This is a genomic window from Streptomyces sp. NPDC088923, assembly GCF_044749745.1.
GTDB lineage: Bacteria > Actinomycetota > Actinomycetes > Streptomycetales > Streptomycetaceae > Streptomyces.
Genome location: NZ_JBIVIO010000003.1, coordinates 484819 through 505730, shown reverse-complemented (window position 1 = coordinate 505730; position 20912 = coordinate 484819). Strand labels below are relative to the sequence as shown.

Genomic DNA, 20912 nt, shown 5'->3' with positions numbered 1-20912 from the left:
GCCGCGCGGGAGCGGACGTGGAACAGCCCTTTCCCCCGGCACACCCGCCGGGGGAAAGGGCTGTTCCGCGTACTGCGATTGCTTGCGTACCGCGGCTGGGGCGCGTTCGGCGGGGGATCGTCAGTGACGGCCGTGCGGTGTGGCGCAGCGGAAGCTGCTCGCGTCGGCGACGTCGCCGCGGCCCTTGTAGACCAGCGCCCGCGGGTAGACGCACAGGTCACGCGTGACCGGCTGGCCGGTGGAGGTGATCAGCGTCGCGGGCAGGGTCTGCGGCGCCTTGCCGTGCTCGACCCAGGTGCGCAGGGCGCCGAGGTCGTCCGTGCCGCCGATGCCGTTGGCGAATCCGCAGTGCGAGGTGCCGGGGGCGAGGAAGAAGCGGTAGAAGTCGTCCGTCTTCTTGGTGCTGCCCATGTCCCGCACGACGCGCTCGTGGTACTGCTTCGTCCCGGCCGCCGGGATGAACTGGTCGTCCGTGCCCTGCCAGGTCAGCAGCTTGCCACCGGTGGCGCGGAAGGCGGAGAGGTCCGGGTCGTCGGTGCCGATGACCTTGTCGTACTCGGCCTCGGACTGCTTGAACAGCGTGGCGAGCCGCTCGTAGGTGATCGTCGTGATGTCGAGCGAGGGATTCTTCGCCACCCAGTCGCTCACCCACTGGGCCGGGACCTGGAATGGGACGCCCGACCGGGTGCCGTCGTCGTTGAGCTTGGTGCCGGCCAGACCGGGGAGAGCGGCGGTGACGGGAACACCGGCCCACAGGTGCTCGCCGTTCGCGGTGCGCGGGCCGTCCCAGATCTTGCGTACCACCTTGGCGTCGGCGGCCGTGAGGGTGAGCTGCTGCCCCTGGCAGTCGATCTTCGTGCCGATGAGCGTGCGCGGGTCGAAGTCGCAGGCGTCCGGGTCGTTCACCAGTCCGTCCTCGGCGCCGTCGAGGGGATCGCAGGCTTTGACGGCGGCGGCGGTGAAGGCGTTCAGCTCGCAGTCGGTCGGGAACGTCTTCTCGACGTTCATGACGACCTGCGGCCAGAGCGTGGCGACCTCGAACTCGTCCCAGTTGATCCCCGGGGCGTTGGCCAGGATGCCGTCGTAGTCCTTCGGGTAGTTCTGGGCCTCCGCGTAGCCCTCCCGGCCGCCGGTGGAACAGCCGTTGAAGTACGCGTAGGAGGCGGGGCGGTGGTACTGGCCGGCGACGACCTGCTTGGCGACGACCGCCGCCTCGTGCTGGGAGCGGGAGGCGAAGTTCTTCAGGAGCGTCTGGTTCACCTTGCCCTGGGCGTCCAGCGCCCACGAGCTGTCGACGTACGTGCTCACCCCCGCGTCGGTGGTGGCGGCGGCGTAGCCGTTCTTCACCGCGCCGGCCAGGCCCGCCCCGTAGTCCCCGGCGGCGTAGGCGCTCCCGCCGAGGGTCTGGAGGCGCCCGTTCCACCTCTGCGCCGGAAGCCAGACCCGCACCTTGGCGTGGTCGCCCTGCCCGGGGTGGGTCAGTGTGACGGTCACGTCGCAGAAGGCCGGTACGTCGGGGACGTGGACGGGCCCGAGCGGGGGGATCTCCGGGACGTCCACGGGACCGGCCGCGTGGGCCACGGCGGTCACGTTCTCCACCTTCGTACCGGCCGGGGCCTTCACACGGGGGGCGGAGCAGGCGGACGCGGTGGGGGCGGAGAGGGGGGAAGCGGACGTGGTGGAGGCGGTGCTCCCGGTGCTCGCCGACGCGGTCGGCAGGTACACGGCCGCCACGAGCGGGGTGGAGGCCGCGAGGACGGTCAGAAGGCGTCTCATCAGTGATCCATTCATGGGATGCGGAGGAGGTTCGGAAGGTGAGAAGGCGTCACGGGCGGGGTGCCCGGCGTGATGTGTTCCACCTTTCGTCATGGTTCGCCCGGTGGCCTCAGTCAGTTGACGGTCGGTTTCGGTGCGGGTTTCTCGCCGTCCTTGTCGCGTGGCTTAGGCGTCAGCCACCGGGAGTGGTGGAGTTCGGCCCAGGCGCGGTCGACGTACCCGGTGCGCATACCGAGCCGCGCTTCCGGGTCCGCGTACGCCTGCCGCATGTGGCCCGCGAGGACCAGGGCGATGGCCCAGGCCAGGAGGTCGTGCACGAAGATCGCGCTGGTTCGCGAGACGAAGGGAAGCAAGCCGGTGAACCACATCAGCAGTCCCGTGCCGAGACTCACCAGGGCCGCGCCCGCGATCCAGCCCGCGTAGAGCTTCTGCCCGGCGTTGAACTTGCCGGCCGGGCGCGCCCGCGGGCCTCGCCGGCGGGTGCGTACGGCTCGCAGCCAGGTCCGGTCGTACCGCGCGAAGCGGTTGAGGCGGCGCAGCTCGGCGCGGAACTCCCGGGAGAACAGCCCCAGCAGTACCGGCGCCGGCAGGAGCAGCCCCGACCACTCGTGGACGGTGACCATCAGCCGGCGCCGCCCGACGAGCTGGGCGAGCGGGGCGAGGTAGAGGCACGCGGCGGTGCAGACGCAGAGCAGCATGAGGAGGCCGACGGCGCGGTGCACGAGGCGGACCGCGGGGGCGAAGCGGAGGACCCGCTCCCCCGGGTCAGGCCGCCCGGTCACGACGGTCCCTCGTGTCGAGCCAACCGTCGATGTCGTATCCGCGCTGCTCCCAGTAGCCCGGGAGCACCTCCGGCGTGACCGAGATGCGGGAGAGCCACTTCGCCGACTTGTAGAAGTACATCGGTGCCGCGTAAAGCCTGACCGGGCCGCCGTGCTGATGGCTGATCGGGCGGTCCTGCATCCGCAGCGCGATCAGCATGTCAGGCCGTCGCGCCTGCTCCAGGGTGAGGTTCTCGCTGTACGCCCCGTCGAAACAGGTGAAGGCCAGGGCCTTGCCCTTGGGGCGTACTCCCGCCGCGTCGAGCAGGTCGGAGAGCAGGACGCCCTCGAAAGGGGTGCTCTCGACCCGCCAGCCGTCGGTGCACAGGACGTCGCGCACGAGGCGGGTCTGGGGCAGCGCGGCGAGTTCGGGCAGCGTCCAGGTGCGCGGGTGCTCGACCAGGCCGCCGACGCGCAGGGTGTAGTTGCTCGCGTCCTTGACCGGCACCGATCCGACGACGCTGTAGTAGCGGAAGCCGCCGGGATTGGGGAGCAGCCCGCTCAGCCCCGTGGGGTCGGTCTGCGAGGCGGCGCCGAGGACTCCCTCCCAGCCCCGTTGCAGCCACGGGGCGGCGGCGAGGCCCGCCGCCCCGGCGGCGAGCATGCCGAACAGCGCCCTGCGGCCCACCGGGGGGCCGTCCGGGGACCGCCCCGCGTCGTCCTGCGTCATGCCGCGCGTCCTTTCGACCTGACTCACACATACGTGTCCGTATGAGTGACACCTCGAATTCAAAATCACCGTTCAGACCGGTTATTTGCATGCTGGCATGTGTCTTCCGTACCGTCAAGTCCGTTTCGGCGGCGGGAATGGGGCGTCGCCTCCGCCTGCATACGTCTTCTCCGTCACCGGTGCCGGGGCGGACCAGGCGGCGTCGCGCGGCTCAGGCGGCGTCGGCGCGGAAGGCGCCCCGCAGCTTGCGCAAGGCGTGGTGATGGCGGGATTTGACCGTGCCTGCCGGAACCCCGAGTATCCCGGCCGTCTCCTTGATGGAGCGGTCGCGCAGGTAGAGGTGCGCGAGCACGGCGCGGTGCTCCACCGGCAGCCCGCGCAGGAGCCGTGCGAGGGCGATCCTGTCGTCGGACCCCGTGGTGCCGTCGGCCCCGGACGGCGGTTCGGCGAAGGAGGCGCCGACGACTTCGCGGCGCGCGTGCGGCTTGCGCACCGAGTCCACCACCAGGTGACGTGTGACCGTGAACAGCCAGCCGCGCACGGACCCCCGCATCTCGTGGAGCCGATCGATGTTCCGCCAGGCCCGGATGGTCGCCTCCTGGACGACGTCCTCCGCGAGCCCGTGATCGCCCAGCATTCTCTCCGCGTAGGCGACGAGCGCGTCCCGGTACTCCCTCACGAGGGCGTCAAGCAGTTGGGACGAATCGGTGACCGTGGGGAGCGTCGTCATGGTCTTCGTGCTCATCCTGTACGCGCGAGGGGTGGAAGAGGGAGTGAAGCCCGCCCAGCGGGAAACGTCGGCCACGAGAAGTGCCGAAAACCGCTGTACCTGAGAGGTCTCACCGGCACTCGGGCTCGCACCAGGCAGACATGTCTCCGCACGGCCGGCCACACCTGGAAATCGTCTTGAGTGTTCGTTCTACCGCACATGTTGCGCATGAACCAACACGTGTGCACTCCGGACCGGCCCGGAGCCGGCCCCCGGCCTCCCGGCGGGTGCTGGCCCGCGAGAAAGCCCGCCCGCGCATCGCTCCTGATCGGGCGGGCTGTGCCAGGATGAACGACACGGACGGTTCAGCTGCACACATCCTGGGCAGGTGTGACCCGAGGAACGCTTCGGGAGTCGGGCCGCCTCAGCAACGTACGCCGGCGGATCACCCGAATTGTTCACACTGGTTCTGTAGCAGGGCCCGACGTAGGTACCATGCGCAGCAGCATCCATCACTAGGGAGTAAACGGCCGTGACCAGCCAATCAGCCGCCACACTCCGCTCGCGGTACGTCGTGCAGGCCGCGTCGGATCTGGAGGAGAACCGCCGACGGCAGGAGGAACTCGCCGAGCGGTTGAAACTGCTCCAGCAGGAAGAGACCCTCCTCGTCGACATCCTGGCCCTCGCCGACCGCTTCGAGGACGACGCGGACGACTCCCCGCTGCCCGAACAGGCGCAGGACGAGTCGCCGGTCGCGGCCCGGACGAGGTCCCGCGGGCAGTCCGCCCCGGCGCGTTCCTCGCGCACCGGGGGGACCGGCGCCGCCAAGACCGCCGCAAAGGGGAAGTCGCAGCGGCCCCTCCTCGGAGACCTGCTGATGGAACTGCTCGCCGGGCACAAGGAGCCCCGGCCGGCCAAGGAACTGCGCGATGAGCTGCTGGTGAAGCACCCGGACCGGGAGCCCACTCCGCAGGTCGTACGCAACACGCTGGAGTCCCTGGTCGCCAAGGGCCGTATCCGTCGCCACAAGCACCAGCGCGCGGTGATGTACACCCTGCGCGAGAACACCCAGCAGGGCGCGGAGACCGACACGGACTGACCCGGCGGCCCGGCCCGCGCGCCACTGCGGGCGGCCCGGCCGGGTCGGGCGGGGCGCACCGGGGGCTCCCGTTTGGCGTCGAGGGACGTGACGGCCGTGGGTGCCCCCTCCCCCACGCGTCTCCACGGACGGGCGCCACTGCGCCTGCGCGTGCGCCGGGCCACGCCGCCCGCGCCGTCCGCGCCGTCCTCCTGTGACACCGAGTCGGCTACGTCATTCGTCCCCGGCCGCACGGCCTCTCGCGACGCGCCCGTCCTCGTCCACGGGTTCCGCAGGCCGCACGTGCCACCACGGGACCACCGCGTGGCCGTACGGGTCGGCGCCCTGCGCAACGCCCGGAGCGGCGGGCGGCCGCCAGCGGCCCGCGACGGGCACCCCCGACGGCCCCGCGGCGTCCCGGACGGTGATGGCCCTCAACCCGTTCGGCGCCGCCCGCCCAGTCCGACCGCGTCCGACCGCGACCGGCGCCGCCCGGCCCGGCACGACGCGGTGTGCGGATACGGGCCCGAGGCCGGTGAGCCGTTCCGGCGACGGAGACCCCCGCTCCCCCATCGCCTTCCCAGCCCCCGGCCCACTCAGCCCCCCGTCCCGCTCAGCCGCCGGCCGCGTTGAGGAGGTCGAGTGCGCTCTGCTGGCAGCCGTACCCCGTGGTCCCGTTGCCGCCGCTCCAGTGGGGGCCGTACTGGTCGAGCGGGTTGCGGTCGTGGTCGTAGGCGCTGTTCGCCCAGCGGGTGAGGGCCGGGGCGTAGGGGTGGTCGGACAGTCGGCGGTTCAGGGTGCCGAGGCCGCGTACGTAGGCGCCCTTGAAGCTCGGGCCGTCGCCCGTGCAGGAATCGCCCTCGCCGGGCTCCCGCAGGACTCCGTCCGTCTGGAGGCGGACGGTGGACGCGTCGGCCAGGCCGCGCGCGGTCGTCAGGACCCCGGTGTCACCGGTGGCCTGCGCGAACTCCGTCAACGCGCCCAGGACGACGCCCTGGTTGTACGTCCAGGTCGGCTGCCCGTTGTTGGCGCAGTTGTCGCCAAGGCCGTCGTTGATCATGCGGTCGCCGTTGATCATGCCGCTGCCGCGGAACCAGTTCCACTCGTTCTTCGCCCGCTCCAGGTAGGCGGTGTCCCCCGGGATGCGGTTGTGCAGGGCGGAGGTGAGCTGGAGGAAGAGTTCGTTGGTGATGGCGTTCTTGTAGTTGCCGTTCGTGCTCCACCGGACCCCGCCGCCGCAGGTGTCGTTCCAGTTGGCGAACATGTGGTCCGCGTCGGCCCGGGCGGTGTCGAGGTACCGGCTGTCGCCCGTGAGGTCGTAGGCGGCGACCCAGGCCAGGCCCCACCAACCGGTGTCGTCCAGGTATTCGTTGCGGAACTGGCCGCCCTGCGCGTTGATGTTCTTGTCGTAGGTGTCGGCGATGGCGTAGGTGTAGCTGCCCATGCCGCTGATCCGGATGTTGTCGATGATCGCGGTCAGCGCGTTGGCGCCGGTCCACCAGCCGTCGCCGCCGAAGAGCTTGGTGCTCCGGTCGTACGACATCATCAGCGCGGTGGCGGCCGCGGTGCTCCTGCTTCCCGCGTTCCAGGTGGTGCGCGCCCAGGGCGTGCACGCGATGGCGCCGCCGGCGGCCTGCCCGCAAGCGCGCAGGGCGCCGACGCCCTGGCCGCCCCAGTCGTCGACGTTGTACATCTGCGTGCGCCAGCCTCGTCCCCCGGAGGGCACCTCGGTGTCGCCGAGACGGCTTCCGGAGGTCCATGTGCGGCCTCCGTCCAGGGAACGGTCCAGCCACACCCGGTCGCCTGCCGCGCCGTTGTCGAGCGAGGCCCAGCCCATCGCATCGGTGTCGTCGAAGTGCAGGGCGATGGAGCGGGAGGAGACCGCGGCGGTGACGGGGACGCGGTCCTGCGGGCTGAGCGCCGGATCGCGGGCGTCGCAGTACTTGTTGCACACGGCGGCGGTCGGCGCGGCGGCGGTGGCCGCCGGGGCCGTGCCGAGGAGAAGGGCGCTCACCAGGGTCAGGGCACCGCCCAGGGCGGCCGATACGGATCTCGCGGATCTCTTCACGGAGGCTCCCTTACGTCCGGCACGGCGGAGGGCGCCCCACCGGTTCGGGAGAGCGCTCTCTGAAATTAACGGTGGGCCATGGGCACGTCAATGCGCTCGGCGGCGAGTGCCGCTGCCGCGCTTGTTGACACGCTCCCGTGACGGCGGTCTGATGTGTTGGATTTCGTCACATCCCCTGGCGTGTACGGCGGTTGGGTGCGAGTGGGCAAGGAGCAGGCGCTCCGCCCCGACCGTCCCCGCCCCCCGTTCGTCCGCCCGTGGTCGTACCCCGTCCGCCTCGTGAACACCTGGAGCCGCACCCGTGAAACGATGGCGCATCCCCCTCACGTTCTGCCTCATGCTCTTGGGGCTCACCGCACCGGTCTCCGCCGCCCACGCGGCGGCGCCCGTGTCCGATCCCGCCTCGCTCGTCAACCCTCTCCTCGGCACCTCGAACGAGGGCAACACCTTCCCCGGGGCTGACGCCCCGTTCGGAATGGTGCAGTGGAGTCCCGACACTCCGTCCCGCCCGCCGGGGGGTTTCTACGCGTACTCCGACAACGTTGTCACCGGCTTCAGCCTCAACCACCTCTCCGGTCCGGGCTGCGGTGCCCTCGGTGACATCCCCGTCCTGCCGACCACGGGTACCGTCGACGGCAAGGCGACGGCCGGTTTCTCGCACGGCAACGAGTCCGCGAGCGCGGGCGCGTACGCCGTCAAGCTCGACAACGGCGTCACTACCGAGCTGACGGCCACGCGGCGATCCGGGATGGCGCGCTTCACGTTCCCCGCGACGGGCCAGGCCAACCTGATCTTCAAGACGGGCTCCGGCAAGGGCAGCGACATCCATTTCGACCGCGTGAGCAGCACCGAGGTCAGCGGCTCGCTCACCAATGGCTTCTTCTGCGCGTCCAGCCCGACCTACACCGTCCACTTCGACATGGTCTTCGACCGGCCGATGAGTGCCAACGGCACCTTCGACGGCGGGAGTTCCGTCACCTTCGACACCACGGGCAACCGCGTCGTCCAGGCGAAGGTCGGCCTGTCCTACGTCTCGGTCGACGGGGCCCGCGCCAACCGGGCGGCCGAGAATCCGGGCTGGGACTTCGACGCCACCCGGAACGCCACCCACGCCTCCTGGAACGACCTCCTGGGCAAGGTCGCCGTCACGGGAGGGACCGGCGACCAGCAGAAGGTGTTCTACACGGCCCTCTACCACTCGCTGCTGCACCCCAACCTGCTCAGCGACACCGACGGGAAGTACGTGGGCTTCGACAGGAAGGTCCACACCGTCGGCGGCGGCCAGAAAGCCCAGTACGGCACCTTCTCCGGCTGGGACATCTACCGGACCCAGGCGCAGCTCCACGCGCTCGTCGCACCCCAGCAGGCGAGCGACAGCGCGCAGTCGCTGGTGAACGACTACGCGCAGGGCGGCTTCCTGCCCAAGTGGTCGCTGAACTCGGCCGAGACCCAGGTGATGAACGGCGACCCGGGCCCGGCGATCATCGCGGACTACTACGCCTTCGGCGCGCGGGACTTCGACACCGCGGCGGCGAAGAAGGCGATGGTCGCGCAGGGCACCACGTCCAACCCCATCAGGATGGGCCTGGACCTCCAGACGAAGTACGGGTACCTGCCCTCGGACGGCACCTACCCCCGCGACTTCTACGGCTCGGTGGCGACGCTGCTGGAGTACAGCGCCCAGGACTTCGCGACGTCCGCGTTCGCGGCCGCTCTCGGGGACACCACGACGCGGGACCAGTTCGCGAACCGAGCGCAGGACTGGCGCAATGTCTTCGATCCCGGCACCGGTTTCATGCGGCCGAAGCTCGCGAACGGCTCCTGGCGCACCGGTTTCGATCCCACGAGCAGTGACCAGTTCGTCGAGGGCACGTCCTGGCAGTACACGGGCGCGGTACCGCACAACGTCCGCGGGCTGGCCACCGCCATGGGCGGCGACGCGAAGCTGGCCACCTACCTGGACAGCGTCCTGTCCGACATCCGCGGGGCCGGTGACTCCCACGCGGACCTGCGCAACGAGCCCTCCATCGAACTGCCCTGGGAGTACGACTACATCGGGCAGCCCTGGAAGACCCAGCGGGTCGTCCGGCAGGTGCAGAACGAACTGTGGCCCAACGACCCCGCCCATTGGGGCGTGGGCAACGACGACCTGGGCACCATGAGTGCCTGGTACGTCTGGTCCGCGATGGGCATGTACCCCCAGACCCCGGGCACCGCGGACCTGGCGCTCGGCAGTCCCCTCTTCACCAATGTGACGGTCACCCTCGGCAACGGCAAGAAGATGGTCGTCAACGCTCCCAAGGCCGCGACCGACGCCCCCTACGTCCAGAGCGCCACGCTCAACGGCGCGAGCTGGAACAACGCCTACCTGCCCCCGTCGTTCGTCACCGGCGGCGGAACCCTGACGTTCGACCTGGGCACCTCCGCGAACACCGGCTGGGCCACGGCTCCCTCCTCCGCGCCGCCGTCGTACGGCGGCAACGGCGGCTCCAAGCCCCCGGGCCCGGCGCCGGTGCCCACCGGCCCGGTACGGTCGGGCATCGCCGGGAAGTGCGTGGACGTCGACCACGGTTCCACGGCCGACGGGACGAGGATCCAGTCGTGGTCCTGCAACGGCTCCGCCGCGCAGGAGTTCGCCCTGACGCCCGAAGGCACGCTGCGAGGCATCGGCAAATGCGTGCAACTCGACGGCACCGGCATCCACAGCCTGGCGACCCTCTGGACCTGCGACGGCGGCGGCGACCAGAAGTGGACCTACAACGCCTCCACCCGGGCGCTCGTGAACCCCCAGTCCGGGCGCTGCCTCGACATCCCCGAATCCAGCACACAGGATGGCACCCAGCTACAGATCTTCGACTGCAACAACACCGCGGCGCAGCGGTGGACCCTCCCCACCTGAGCCGCACAGGGCCCTTGGGCTGATCGCCTGCCCGCCGGAGCGGCGCCGCCACTGAGCGGAGCCGGTCCGGCGGGGCAGGGCCCTCGTCCGGCCGCCCGGCGACGGTCAGGGGCCGCACCGCGGTGCGCGACGGGGCGCCCGGCGGCAGGCAGGCCGACCAACGAGCGGAAGCGGAACGCACCTGTGGTGTAGGGTCTCGCCGCCCATGGCCAGCGGCGGTTCCGTGACCTGGTAGTTGTCGTCGTGTCCCACGGCTTGGCCAGCCGTCCAGTCTCACGATCGTGTCCAAATCCTCGGGCGGCTGGCTTGCTGGTTCGTCAGCTCGCCGGCTGACCACCAGCCGACGGAGCGGAACGCAAGCGGGGGCGCCGGCCGGAGTGGCTGGCGCCCCCGCTGCCGTGCCGTCAGGCCGGTTCAGGTGCGGACGTCTCGGTCCGGAGATCACCGCGAGTGAGGCGGCAACGCTGCATTAGCTGGTGCAGCTGCCGGGAGACGCCGTTTCGCGGGCATCGATGAGCTCGTCCAGATGTGCTTCTGCCCAGGCGCGTGCCGCATCCAGCAGACCGAAGAGGCTTCCGCCGAGCGAGGTCAGTTCGTACTGGACGTTCCGGGCAGGCCCGGCATGGTGCGGGAGTCCGCGTCCTGGCCGGTGACGTCACCGACAGCGACGCTGTCGCCCGTCTCGCAGCCGGTCACGACGCTGCGATCACGGCCGCCTATGACCCTGGCGCCCAGCCCGATGTGTTTTTCCCTGCCGCCGCCCGCGCTCTCCTTGACGGGCTGGCGCGAGCCGATGTGGGCCGTTTGGTCGTCGTCGGCCTTGCGGCGACACTGGAGACCAGCAACGGGACGCCGTTGATGGACACCCCGGACTTCCCGCAGGAATACCGGCCGCTCTGTCTCGCTCAAGCGGCGGGGACAGCTGTGCTGCGTGCCTCGGCAACCACGCTGGATTGGCTGGTCGTCAGTCCAGCCGGCGACTTCGATCACGCCGGGGCAGGCTCAAGCCGGTGCTCCGTTGCCGGCGTCAACATGACCAGCCGTATCTCCCACAGCGCCTTCGCCCTCGCCCTGCTCGACGAGATCGACGCTCCTCGCCATCACCGCACGCATGTCGGTGTCGAAGGGGCGTGACCGGAGCTGAGCCGAAGCGCGATAGCTGTCACCAGCAGCACGTGGTGATCGACTCCGCGCCAGGATTCAGTCGTCTCAAGCCGAGCAGTGGGATCGGCCGTCAAGGCCGGCGGGGGCTGCCGTGCCCGAGAGGTACCGGTCGAGCATCTCGCGGCGCTGGGCGATCCGCTGCTCTTGGTGGGCGAGTTCGTCGCGGATCTGCCGGACGCGGGCCAGGAGTTGTGTGCATTCGCCTGCGGGCGGTGTCGGCGCGGCGCACGGAAGGATGTCCCGGATGACCTGGGAGGGCAGTCCCGCGCGGTAGAGGTCCTGGATGAAGGCGACCTGGCGTACGGCTTCCTCACCGTACTCCCGGTATCCGTTGGAGCGGCGGTCGCTGGAAAGCAGCCCTTGGTCCTCGTAGTACCGGAGTGAACGGGTGCTGGCTCCGGTGGCCCTGCTGAGTTCTCCGATGCGCACGCCGTCTCCTCCACCGAGCCATGATTGACATTGACGTTAATGTCAAAGTTTACCGTTCCGGGTATGAAGAGGAAAGAAGAGACAAGGCGGCGGACCGCGGTCGTGACCGGCGCCGCGACCGGCATCGGGGCCGCGATCAGCGAGCGGCTGGCCGGGCAGGGCACGCGCCTGGTCCTGGTCGCACGGGACGGCGCACGCCTGGAGGCGGCGGCCAAGCGGCTGCGCGCCGAGCACGGGGTCCAGGTGTCGACGCTGGCGCTGGACCTGTCGCACCAAGGTGCTCCTTCCCGGCTGGCCGAGTGGCTGGCGGGTGCGGGAATCGAGGTCGACGTGCTGGTCAACAATGCCGGCGCCAGCCTGATGGGGCCGGTCGCCGGCAGCGACCCCGGGCGGCTGCGGGGCCTGGTCGATCTCAATGCTGGCGCAGTGGCGGAGCTGACGGCGCTCCTGCTGCCCGCGATGGTCGCGCGGGGGCGGGGGGCGGTCGTCAACATCGCGAGTACCGGTGCGTACGCGCCCGCTCCATATGTGGCCGCCTACGCGGCCTCGAAGGCGTTCGTACTGTCCTTCACCCAGGCGGTGTGGGCCGAGACGAGGGCGACGGGGGTACGGGTCGTGGCGGTCAGTCCCGGGCCGACCGACACTGCGATGAACACACGGCGTATGCCGGGCAAGCGTACGCCGGATGCCGTCGCGGACACCGTCATGTCCGCTTTGCGCGGCCGAGGCCCGGCGGTCGTCGATGGCCCTCTCAACGCGTTCCAGACCTTCGTCTTCGGCCGCCTGTTGCCGGCGTCGGCGGCTGCCCGTATCGCGGAGCGATCCCTGCGCAGGGCGGCGCCCGGGTACTGAAGTTCAGCGTCCGTCCCGGATCCCTGACGCCACACCAGGAATTCCGAAGGCCGCCGAGTCACTTCAGGCCGCGAAGCCGATGTTGGTGACGTACTCGTACTGGCCCCACTGGGAGCCGAGGTCGATCACGACCTCGTCGATCCAGGTGTTGTCCAGGGCTGTGTCGTCGCCCGCTTGCCAGGCGGCGATGATGTGGTCCCAGTGGCGGACGTTCAGGGTGCGGTATTCCACGACGCGCTGACGAGGGCGGTCCACGGCGGACTGGTTGACGGGGTGGAACTCGACGCGGGTGCCTCGGCCTTCCCTGTTCAGGCGGGCGAGGAGGTGTCGGGCGACGTTCTGGCGGCGGACCGTCCGGTAGGCGGTCTCGATCTGGCGGAGGGTGCGGGACGAGGGGCGGCGGGTGCCGGCCAGTTGGGCTTTGATCGTGCGGGTGCTGAGGGTGAGGCCCGCCTCGCGGGCGGCGGTGAGCTGGCGGCGGCTGCTGGTGAGGTAGCGCAGCCGGGCGAGCAGACCGCGGCGGGTGGTGACCGGGGAAACGATGAAACCCGCGAGGCCGTCGAGGCGGCGGGCGACCAGTTCGTGGCCCTTGACGCCCTGGGCGCCGTATACGCCGAACTCGATGGTGCGCTCAGGCATCGCGGTTCTCCTGCTCGTCGGTGCCGACGGTGTAGACGTCCTTGACCTTGACCTCGGTGACGGCGCGGCCCTCGGGGAAGACGGCGCGCCAGTCGCCGATCACGTGGAGTTCGTCCGTGCCCATCGCCCGGACCACGGTCACGCCGTTCTCGTATGCCTTGAAGGCTTTCATCCACAGGTTCGAGAACGCCTGGGCGCGGATCAGGTGCATCCAGTCCGGACGGTACAGCTCGCGGTTGTAGTTCGACGTGCCCATCGTCGAGACGAACTTCGAGTACATCGCCTTCACGTACTCCAGGGTCACGTCGTCGTCCTCGGCGATGGCGCGGTCTCGGGCGTCCTTCAGCTCGGTGCGGAACTTCTCCAGGAGGTTCTCCGTGGAGCCGGAGGTGTAGGACTCGTGGATCTCGGGAGCCTCGCACAGCCCGTACTTCGGTCCCGCGAGGCGCTGGAGGAGGCGCAGGGTCGGCTCGGTCACCCACAGGGGGCCGGGCTCCTCGCGCGCTCCGAGCGGGTTGGGCAGCTCGGCGTCGTGGTTCCAGGCGGGCGGGGTGATCAGGTGGACTCCGGCGCGGCGGCGGTCGTGCGCGAAACCGGTGGAGTGTTCGAGCTGGCCGAGCGGGAGGTGGGTCTTCAGGGCGGAGAGATAGGCGCCGTTGATGTCGAGTGCCGTTACCTCGTGCCGCCCCTCGGGAAGAGTGGGGCGGGTCCACTTCGGGCGGGCTTCCCAGATCTGGTCGGGGCCGCGCGCGGACTGCTTGTGAAGGATGTCCGGCATCGCGGGGTGCGCGACGACGTCGTAGCGGCCGCCCAGGCGGGTGCGGTCGAGGAGTTCCATCGCGTCCGGGATGGCTCGTTTCACCAGCGCCGCCGTGGCGGCGTCGATGTCCCCGTCGTGTGCGGCGACGGCCGCGGCGACGTGAGTGGCGATGAAGCCGGGCTCGTCCTCGGTCCGCGCGCGGCGGCCGGCGGCGGCCACTCGTACGGTGCGGGTGCTGTCACGTCGCGCCGGGTGCCGCGCGGGAGGCGCGGTCCGGGCGCGAGTGGGTGCGGGGCGGGGCACGGTGTGCGAGGGCTCGGGCGCCGGGGTGCCGGGGGCGGGCAGGGGGTCGCACTCGGCGGGGTCGAGGTGCTGTGTGAACCCCGCGACCCTGTGGCGGGCGGGCTCTCCGCACAGGACACACGGCTCAGCGACCGCGAGCACGTCCACGTCGTCCGCACCGTCCGCGCCGTCGGCGTCGGCGTCATCCGAGCCGTCCGCATCGTCCGCGTCGTTGTCGGCTTCCTCGCCCTCCGCGGCCCGGGCGGGCGCCGAGGAAGCGGCGGGGGCGGCGGTATCGACCGCTTCCGCAGGGGAAGGGGCTGGCGCAGGAGCGAGCTTGGTGCGGGCGCTGTCGAGGAAGTAGGCGTATTTCTCCCGCGCTTCGCCGGAGGGGTCGCTGCCGCGTTCCCACCCCGCGATCGTCGAGGCGCTCACGCCGAGTACGGCGGCGAGCTGGGCGCGGGAGAGCGAGAGTTCCTCGCGCAGGCGGCGACGCTCGGCCGGGGGCGGGAGGGGGCGCTCCCGGCCGACGGAGGCGAGGAGGTCGTCGATCGCGTCGAAGCCGTCGTTCACCGGACCGCGGTCCGTCCGGGCAGCGCCTCGCAGGCGCGGGTGGGGCCCGCCAGGAGATCGAGGGCGTCGACGCCCCAGTGCGCGGCGAGGACGTCGCACTGATCCAGCGACCACGCCGCGCTGCCGGACTGACGTCGGCTCACCTGCCCCTGCGAGATCCCCAGGACCGTCGCGAGGTCACGTTGCGACTCCCCGGTCTGGAACATGACCGCCACGACGGCTGCCCGCAGGCGCTCACTCAGCGAACTCATCACCCCCAGAAGCTATCACGCGGCACATGAGCGATGAATGCCAGCCATCATAGATGCGCTCATCGCATCAGACGTGCATCACGCACCGTCAGGGAAGCAGCCGTGGCGGGCCCGGCCGCTCCACCAGGAGCCGCCGGGCCCGCCACGGCCACCCCTCGGGCGCCCCGCCGGGCTCAGTAGGTGGTGACCAGGGGCTTCCCCTTCTCCACGACGTAGGTCGAGAGCATCATCGTTGTCTCCCGGCCGGTGTTGACGGCGTTGTGGATGACCCCGGTGGGGATGAAGAACGGGTCGCCCGTGCGCAGGCGCAGGGGTGGGCGGTCGTCGTCGAACTCCATGCGGACCTCGCCGCGTACGAGGTAGCCGATCTCCACCCCCGGGTGGCTGTGGCGACCCGACGCCTCGCCGCGCGGGATCTCCACGAGGGTTTGCGCGGTGTCCCAGCCGGGGGCCGGCGAGGGGTGTTCCTGGAGCAGCACACGTGTCACGTCCTCGCCGGTGGCGGCGGCCGGGGCCGCGGCGGCTCCGAGGGCAGCCACCGCGGCGCCCGTACCGATCAGAAGGTTTCTGCGATCCAGCATGAGAGCGTCCCTTGTTCGCGCGGGGCAAGTGCCCTTTTCGTACCGTAGAGGCACACACCCGCTCCGCGCGTCACCTGCTTGCAGGGTTACTCAATACGTGTGACGCGCGCAGGTGGGGATCGCTCGCGCGTGCGAGGACTGAAGGCGGCGTACGCCCCGCACGGCCGCGGCGGGCGTCGGGCCGAGCGGGGCGCGCGGCGGCGTCAGGCCGTGAAGTAGTGGGCCGCCATGTCGGCGAGGAGGCCCGGCCCGGTGGGGTGCCAGTCGAGGAGTGCCTTCGTGCGGGTGGCGGAGGACGGGGAGTCCAGGGCCGTGTTGCCCGCGAGCCAGCCGAAGTGGGCGGGCGCGTCGGCGGGGGTCACGGAGGTGACGGGCAGTCGCAGCTGCTCGCCGATCACACCGGCGATGTCGCGCTGCGAGACGCCCTCTTCGGCCGCCGCGTGCAGGACCGCCCCGGCCGGGGCGTGCTCCAGGGCGAGCAGGAAGAGGTGGGCGGCGTCCAGGCGGTGGACCGCGGGCCAGCGCTGGCTGCCGTCGCCGATGTAGCCGGCGACGCCCTTCTCGCGGGCGACGCCGATGAGCCCGGGAACGAAACCGCCGTCGCCCTCGCCGTGGACGGTGGGCGCCAGACGGACGACCGAGGAGCGGACGCCCTTGTCCGCGAGGGCGACGGTGGCGCGGGCGGTGGCGGCGCGCAGGGAGCCGGGGGCGTCGCCGTCGGCGGGCCAGGTGGTCTCGGCGGCCACCTGACCGGGCGCGATTCCGAGGAGGCCGGAGGCGATCGTGAAGGGCTTGTCCGTTCCGGCCAGGGCGGCGCCGAAGGTGTCCACGGCGGCGCGGTCCGACGTGGCGGCGCCCGCGAAGTCGCCGGTAAAGGCGATGTCGTGGCGGAAGGCGAGGTGGACCACGGCGTCGCTGGCGCGGGCCGTCTCCGCGAGGAGGTCGAGGTCTGCGAGGGAGCCGGTGACGGGCTCGGCGCCGGCCTTCTCCAAGGCGGCGGCGGACGCCTGCGAGCGGGCGAGCCCGAGCACGTGGTGTCCGGCGGCCAGCAGTTCGGGGACGAGGGCGGAACCGATCCAGCCAGAGGCCCCGGTGACGAAGACGCGCATGGCTGTACTCCTCAACGTGATCACGATGTCAGTGACTGTCATCATCGAGGCTAGCACCCTGACGGCAGTCACTGACATAGCGACGCGGGGACCGCATAGAATCGGGCTCATGGCGAGATGGGAGCCCCACGCGAAGGAACGGCTGGCACGCGCGGCGTTGGAGCTGTACAGCGAGTACGGGTACGAGCGGACCACCGTCGCGCAGATCGCCGCCCGCGCCGGGCTCACCGAGCGCACGTACTTCCGGCACTTCCCCGACAAGCGGGAAGTCCTCTTCGACGGCTCGCACAGCCTGGAGACGACGCTGAGCGAGGCGGTCGCCGCGGCCCCCGGACCTGCCTCGCCCCGTGCCGCGCTGGCGGCCGGGCTCGACGCGCTCGGCGCCGCCTTCGAAGGGCTGCGCGAACAGGCCCGTAGGCGCCAGGCGGTCGTCGCCGCGCAGCAGGAGCTTCAGGAGCGCGAGCTGATCAAGCTCGCGTCCCTGACCCGCGCGCTCACCGCGGCGCTTCGCCTGCGCGGGGTGGAGGAGCCGCGCGCGAGCCTCCTCGCGGAGGCGGGCGCCGGCGTCTTCAGGACCGCCTTTCTCCGGTGGGTCGGTGACGAGCGGCCGGAGGGCGGGGGCTCCGAGGTCCCGCTCGCCGCACTGCTCCGCGAGGGGCTCGACACGCTGGGGGACGCGCTCGCCCGCGGCTGACCCGCCGGGGCCCGGGGGTCGGCCGCACGAAGAGCTCGGGATGACAGGCGGCTCAGGAGTGCGGGAGACGCGGGAGGCTCAGGAGTCCAGGAGGCTCCGGAGTCGTTCGGCGGGAAGGGCGTGGCGGATGTCGCCGCGGGGTCCGGTCGTGGTCGTCGCGGCGAGGAGGGAGTTGAGGACCGCTTCCTCGACCGCGTCGAGCGCGGCGGTGAAGAGGGGGTCGAGGTCCGCGTCGGGGACGAGGGAAACCGCGCTGCGGGTGGTGGTGAGGGCGAGGCCGTAGTCGCCGGAGCCGTGGCTGTAGGAGGCGCCGGTCCGGGCCAGGGCGAAGACGGCACGGCGGGCGAGGCGGGTCAGGCGGCGGGCGTCGAGCGGGGCGTCCGTCGCGAGGACGACGACGCAGGAGCCCGTGTCGGGAAGGGGTGGGGGAACGGGCAGGCCGAGATCGGCGGGGGTGACGGTACGGGAGCCGAGGCGCAGGGTGCCGCCGAAGTTGGCCTGGACGAGGGCGCCGAGGGTGACGTCGCGCCCGGCGAGCGGCAGGACGCGCGAGCTGGTGCCGATGCCCGCCTTGAAGCCGAGCGCGCTCATCCCCGTACCTGCGCCGACGCAGCCTTCCGCGACGGGGCCCGCGCTCGCCGAAGCGAGGGCGGCGCGGACGTGCTCCTCGCCGACCGGACGGCTGCGGATGTCCGAGAGGAGGCCGTCGTTGCACTCTCCGACGACCGGGTTGAGGCTGCGGACGTCCTCGGCGCCGGGCTGTTCGAGCACCCAGCCCACGAGAGCGTCGGCGACGCGGAAGGCGGAGAGGGTGGAGGTGAGCAGGAGGGGCGTCTCCAGCTCACCGAGTTCGGCGAGCTGCGTCGTACCGATGAGCTTTCCGTAGCCGTTGCCCGCGAAGAAGCCGGCGGGCAGCGGGGCGCGCGGGCCGACGCCCTCGGGGAGTATCGCGGTGACGCCGCTGTGCACGCGGGGCGGCTCCGTCACGGTGGTGTGGCCGACGCGGATGCCGGGGACGTCGGTGATCGCGTTGTGGCGTCCGGTCGGCAGGGTGCCCGCGCCGAGTCCGAGGTCTCTGGCCCGGGGGGTGGTGGTGGCGGTCATGCGCGGAGGCTACCGCCCGCCGGGGAAGCGTTTCCCCGGCGGGCGAAGGCGCGTCGGCTCAGGGGCCGGACAGGGGTCACCAGATCGACTCGACCCATTCGGGGTGGTCGATGAACGGGTTGCGGTTGTGCTGGTAGCTGTCGAAGATGACGTCGTTGCGGTGTTCCTCGAAGGAGCTGGGCGGGTCGAGTTCGTTCCACTCCTTGAGGACCGAGAGGCGGCCGATCGCGGGTGCCGAGCCGTTGCCCGCCTTGTCGTTGGGTTCGAGATCGGGGAAGCCGTCGCCGCCGTCGTAGCGGACGGCCATGTAGAGGATCATGCGGGCCACGTCGCCCTTGACGGCGTCGCGCGGTTCGAAGCTGTCGCTGTCGGTGTAGTTGCCCGGGGCGCCGCTGACCGCGCCGCCGCCGTCGTCGAAGTCCTTGTTGCCGCGCGCGCCGTTGACGGCGACGTCCTCGGGGCGCAGGTGGTGGAGATCGGTGCCGGGACCCGTGGCGGTGCCGAAGTCGCCGTGGCTCTTCGCCCACACGTGTTCGCGGTTCCAGTCGCCCTGGGCGCCGCCCTGGCGGGACTTGGCTATGGACTTGCCCGTGTACAGCTCGATGACGTTGTCCGGGTCGGCGGGGTCCTCGTCGGTCTTCTTCAGGGCGTCCCACACCTGGCTGTAGGTGACGGTGTCCTGGTCGCTGATGAGTGTGTGCAGGGCGCTCTTGAGGGCGGTTCCCGACTTGCCCTCGACGCTCGCGTAGTAATCGGCGGCCGCCGCGGTGCGCTCGTTCGCGGGGACGGCCCGCGGGGCCTCGGCCGCCGCGGGCAGGCTCTGGGCGGTGAGCAGGAGCCCTGCCGCCGCCGCGAGGGCGAGGGCGGTTCTGCGGACGGGGTGTGCGGGGCGGGGGGTGGTGGTCATGCGGGGCCCTCTCGCTGGGCGCCGCCTTGTGGGCGGCGTGGCGCTCCGTCAGTTCCCGGGGAATGTCGCACGTGCGCGGCGCGCGGCGGGTGGCTCTCACAGAATCCTTACGCGTTGTTCCCCTAGAACAACGGCCAGCATTGCTCGATGCTGCTCATTACCCGTCTGTTTCGAGCATCTCTTGTCGTCTTGTGCACGGAGGGGGCAGGATGGCGCGCGTCGGCGGACGTCTTGGAGCCTGGACGCGTACTGGTGCGGACGCGGCCCGTGCGGTACAACTTTCCCGTGACCCACGAATCGTCGGTGCGCCGCCCGGTCCACGAACCGTGCCCCCGCACGGCCTCGTGTTGTTGTCGCTGATCTCCCCCGCCTCGGCAGCCGCCTGACCTGTCCGCGCGGCGCCCGGCTCTTCGCGCGCTCCCTCCGTACGCCACAGATCAGGCGTCGCCGGTCGTCGCGCCCTGACGCGCTCCGGCTCGCCCCTCCCCCGCCCCGCGAGCGCGTCGCCTTGGATCGTCCCGTCCCGCCGCCGTGGGGGCACCGCTCGTGTGGCCAAGGCCGCCGGGGGCCCGGGACGCCGCCCGCACAAGGAGGAAGCACGATGACCGTCATCAACGACCGCGTGTCGAGCACTGCCCCGGGCAGGTCAGGGGCGGGCCTGCGCCTGACTCCGCTCGGGCCCCGTTTCGGCGCCGAGGCGCACGACCTCGATCTCGGCCGCCTGGACGACGGGCAGGTCGCCGCCGTGCGCGCGGCGCTCGTGAGGTACAAGGTGCTCTTCGTGCGCGGCCAGCACATCGACGACGCGGCGCAGATCGCGTTCGGGCGGCGGCTCGGCGAGGTGACTGCCGGTCACCCCGTGCACGACTCGGGCGGCGTGCCGGACGAGGTGTACGCGCTGGACAGCCAGGACAACGGTTTCGCCGACGTGTGGCACACCGACGTGACGTTCGTGGCGAGGCCGCCCGCGATCTCGGTGCTGCGCGCCGTGGTGCTGCCGCCGACCGGGGGTGACACGTCGTGGGCGGACAGCCAGGCGGCGTACGAGTCGCTGACGCCGTCACTGCGCGCGCTCGTCGACCGGCTCACCGCAGTGCACGACGGGAACAGGGAGTTCGGCTACTACCTGGCGCGACGGCGGCAGGGGCGCGGCAACGTGTGGGAGGGCGAGGTGTTCACCGATCTCTCGCCCGTCGAGCACCCGGTCGTGCGCGTGCACCCGGAGTCGGGGCGCCGGGGCCTTTTCGTCAACCCCGGGTTCACCTCGCACATCGCGGGGGTCTCGGAGTACGAGAGCCGGGGCATCCTCGACATCCTGTACGCGCACCTCACCAAGCCGGAGCACACGATCAGGCACCGTTGGCGGCCCGGCGACGTGGCGCTGTGGGACAACCGTGCCACGTCCCACTACGCCAACCGCGACTACGGGGACCAGCACCGCGTCATGCACCGCATCACGCTGCGGGGCGACGTGCCGGTGGGGCCGGTGGGGCCGGTGAGCCGCTGAGGGCGACGGTGGGCGGGGGCGGGTGTCCGTGTGAGCCGT

The 20912-nt window shown here is 71.4% G+C and carries 18 protein-coding genes and 1 pseudogene; 6 read left to right on the top strand and 13 right to left on the bottom strand.

All coding sequences use genetic code 11. The features are described from left to right. Positions 1–120 precede the first annotated feature (120 nt). From ACIP4O_RS17770 to ACIP4O_RS17755, 4 genes are all read right to left on the bottom strand, one after another. Positions 121–1776, bottom strand: coding sequence for a tannase/feruloyl esterase family alpha/beta hydrolase (locus tag ACIP4O_RS17770; RefSeq protein ID WP_401575399.1), 1656 nt, complete (start codon positions 1774–1776; stop codon positions 121–123). 113 nt (positions 1777–1889) lie between these two features. Then, positions 1890–2558 carry a cytochrome b/b6 domain-containing protein gene (locus ACIP4O_RS17765; RefSeq protein ID WP_401575398.1) on the bottom strand — a complete coding sequence of 223 codons (669 nt, stop codon included), beginning with the start codon at positions 2556–2558 and terminating at the stop codon, positions 1890–1892. Next, entirely contained in the window at positions 2542–3267 is a 726-nt protein-coding gene (locus tag ACIP4O_RS17760; RefSeq protein ID WP_401575397.1) for a molybdopterin-dependent oxidoreductase, read from the bottom strand. The genes ACIP4O_RS17765 and ACIP4O_RS17760 overlap by 17 nt, the downstream gene beginning before the upstream one ends. A gap of 211 nt (positions 3268–3478) precedes the next feature. Further along, positions 3479–4012 carry a sigma-70 family RNA polymerase sigma factor gene (locus ACIP4O_RS17755; RefSeq protein WP_401575396.1) on the bottom strand — a complete coding sequence of 178 codons (534 nt, stop codon included), beginning with the start codon at positions 4010–4012 and terminating at the stop codon, positions 3479–3481. A 496-nt stretch (positions 4013–4508) separates the two neighbouring features. Between ACIP4O_RS17755 and ACIP4O_RS17750 the strand changes: the two genes are divergently transcribed. Continuing rightward, entirely contained in the window at positions 4509–5075 is a 567-nt protein-coding gene (locus ACIP4O_RS17750) for a hypothetical protein (protein WP_401575395.1), read from the top strand. 592 nt (positions 5076–5667) lie between these two features. Here the strand turns inward: ACIP4O_RS17750 and ACIP4O_RS17745 are convergent. Next, positions 5668–7068 (bottom strand): glycoside hydrolase family 76 protein, encoded by a 1401-nt coding sequence (locus ACIP4O_RS17745; protein WP_401575393.1) that lies wholly within the window; start codon positions 7066–7068, stop codon positions 5668–5670. 355 nt (positions 7069–7423) lie between these two features. Between ACIP4O_RS17745 and ACIP4O_RS17740 the strand changes: the two genes are divergently transcribed. Both ACIP4O_RS17740 and ACIP4O_RS17735 read left to right on the top strand, forming a co-directional pair. Then, a complete protein-coding gene (locus tag ACIP4O_RS17740; RefSeq protein ID WP_401575392.1) occupies positions 7424–10021 on the top strand; it encodes a lectin in 2598 nt (865 codons plus the stop codon). A 528-nt stretch (positions 10022–10549) separates the two neighbouring features. Continuing rightward, a pseudogene (locus ACIP4O_RS17735) lies at positions 10550–11050 on the top strand (NAD(P)-dependent oxidoreductase); the annotation flags it as partial. 180 nt (positions 11051–11230) lie between these two features. Here ACIP4O_RS17735 and ACIP4O_RS17730 read toward each other — a convergent pair. Continuing rightward, on the bottom strand, positions 11231–11614 hold the full coding sequence (locus ACIP4O_RS17730) for a MerR family transcriptional regulator (protein WP_401575391.1): 384 nt from the start codon (positions 11612–11614) through the stop codon (positions 11231–11233). A 63-nt stretch (positions 11615–11677) separates the two neighbouring features. Between ACIP4O_RS17730 and ACIP4O_RS17725 the strand changes: the two genes are divergently transcribed. Further along, positions 11678–12466, top strand: coding sequence for an SDR family NAD(P)-dependent oxidoreductase (locus ACIP4O_RS17725; RefSeq protein WP_401575390.1), 789 nt, complete (start codon positions 11678–11680; stop codon positions 12464–12466). A gap of 63 nt (positions 12467–12529) precedes the next feature. Here the strand turns inward: ACIP4O_RS17725 and ACIP4O_RS17720 are convergent, their stop codons facing one another. The 5 genes from ACIP4O_RS17720 to ACIP4O_RS17700 form a co-directional block, all read right to left on the bottom strand. Continuing rightward, positions 12530–13105 carry a transcriptional regulator gene (locus ACIP4O_RS17720; RefSeq protein WP_401575389.1) on the bottom strand — a complete coding sequence of 192 codons (576 nt, stop codon included), beginning with the start codon at positions 13103–13105 and terminating at the stop codon, positions 12530–12532. Further along, positions 13098–14720: a helix-turn-helix domain-containing protein gene (locus tag ACIP4O_RS17715; protein ID WP_401575388.1), complete on the bottom strand. Its 1623-nt coding sequence runs from the start codon at positions 14718–14720 to the stop codon at positions 13098–13100. The genes ACIP4O_RS17720 and ACIP4O_RS17715 overlap by 8 nt, the downstream gene beginning before the upstream one ends. Continuing rightward, positions 14717–14971, bottom strand: a complete 255-nt coding sequence (locus ACIP4O_RS17710; RefSeq protein WP_361324751.1) for a helix-turn-helix domain-containing protein — start codon at positions 14969–14971, stop codon at positions 14717–14719. The genes ACIP4O_RS17715 and ACIP4O_RS17710 overlap by 4 nt, the downstream gene beginning before the upstream one ends. Positions 14972–15144: 173 nt before the next feature. Then, positions 15145–15552 (bottom strand): cupin domain-containing protein, encoded by a 408-nt coding sequence (locus ACIP4O_RS17705; protein ID WP_401575387.1) that lies wholly within the window; start codon positions 15550–15552, stop codon positions 15145–15147. 203 nt (positions 15553–15755) lie between these two features. Beyond that, positions 15756–16661, bottom strand: a complete 906-nt coding sequence (locus tag ACIP4O_RS17700; protein WP_401575386.1) for an SDR family oxidoreductase — start codon at positions 16659–16661, stop codon at positions 15756–15758. Between the two features lie 109 nt (positions 16662–16770). Here ACIP4O_RS17700 and ACIP4O_RS17695 point away from each other — a divergent pair, with 109 nt between their 5' ends. Further along, positions 16771–17355 carry a TetR/AcrR family transcriptional regulator gene (locus ACIP4O_RS17695; RefSeq protein ID WP_401575384.1) on the top strand — a complete coding sequence of 195 codons (585 nt, stop codon included), beginning with the start codon at positions 16771–16773 and terminating at the stop codon, positions 17353–17355. A 78-nt stretch (positions 17356–17433) separates the two neighbouring features. On the opposite strand, the gene ACIP4O_RS17690 is transcribed toward ACIP4O_RS17695, so the two are convergent. Further along, positions 17434–18459: a P1 family peptidase gene (locus ACIP4O_RS17690; protein WP_401575382.1), complete on the bottom strand. Its 1026-nt coding sequence runs from the start codon at positions 18457–18459 to the stop codon at positions 17434–17436. A gap of 76 nt (positions 18460–18535) precedes the next feature. After that, positions 18536–19366: an endonuclease I family protein gene (locus tag ACIP4O_RS17685; protein ID WP_401575381.1), complete on the bottom strand. Its 831-nt coding sequence runs from the start codon at positions 19364–19366 to the stop codon at positions 18536–18538. Between the two features lie 601 nt (positions 19367–19967). On the opposite strand from ACIP4O_RS17685, the gene ACIP4O_RS17680 reads away from it, so the two are divergent. Continuing rightward, positions 19968–20873: a TauD/TfdA dioxygenase family protein gene (locus ACIP4O_RS17680; protein ID WP_401575380.1), complete on the top strand. Its 906-nt coding sequence runs from the start codon at positions 19968–19970 to the stop codon at positions 20871–20873. Positions 20874–20912 lie beyond the last annotated feature (39 nt).

Bases quoted from the DNA above. Each gene is read 5' to 3' on its own strand.
- ACIP4O_RS17770 (WP_401575399.1), bottom strand. From the start codon at position 1,776: ATGAGACGCCTTCTGACCGTCCTCGCGGCCTCCACCCCGCTCGTGGCG.
- ACIP4O_RS17760 (WP_401575397.1), bottom strand. From the start codon at position 3,267: ATGACGCAGGACGACGCGGGGCGGTCCCCGGACGGCCCCCCGGTGGGC.
- ACIP4O_RS17755 (WP_401575396.1), bottom strand. From the start codon at position 4,012: ATGAGCACGAAGACCATGACGACGCTCCCCACGGTCACCGATTCGTCC.
- ACIP4O_RS17725 (WP_401575390.1), top strand. From the start codon at position 11,678: ATGAAGAGGAAAGAAGAGACAAGGCGGCGGACCGCGGTCGTGACCGGC.
- ACIP4O_RS17720 (WP_401575389.1), bottom strand. From the start codon at position 13,105: ATGCCTGAGCGCACCATCGAGTTCGGCGTATACGGCGCCCAGGGCGTC.
- ACIP4O_RS17710 (WP_361324751.1), bottom strand. From the start codon at position 14,971: ATGAGTTCGCTGAGTGAGCGCCTGCGGGCAGCCGTCGTGGCGGTCATG.
- ACIP4O_RS17705 (WP_401575387.1), bottom strand. From the start codon at position 15,552: ATGCTGGATCGCAGAAACCTTCTGATCGGTACGGGCGCCGCGGTGGCT.
- ACIP4O_RS17700 (WP_401575386.1), bottom strand. From the start codon at position 16,661: ATGCGCGTCTTCGTCACCGGGGCCTCTGGCTGGATCGGTTCCGCCCTC.
- ACIP4O_RS17695 (WP_401575384.1), top strand. From the start codon at position 16,771: ATGGCGAGATGGGAGCCCCACGCGAAGGAACGGCTGGCACGCGCGGCG.
- ACIP4O_RS17690 (WP_401575382.1), bottom strand. From the start codon at position 18,459: ATGACCGCCACCACCACCCCCCGGGCCAGAGACCTCGGACTCGGCGCG.
- ACIP4O_RS17685 (WP_401575381.1), bottom strand. From the start codon at position 19,366: ATGACCACCACCCCCCGCCCCGCACACCCCGTCCGCAGAACCGCCCTC.
- ACIP4O_RS17680 (WP_401575380.1), top strand. From the start codon at position 19,968: ATGACCGTCATCAACGACCGCGTGTCGAGCACTGCCCCGGGCAGGTCA.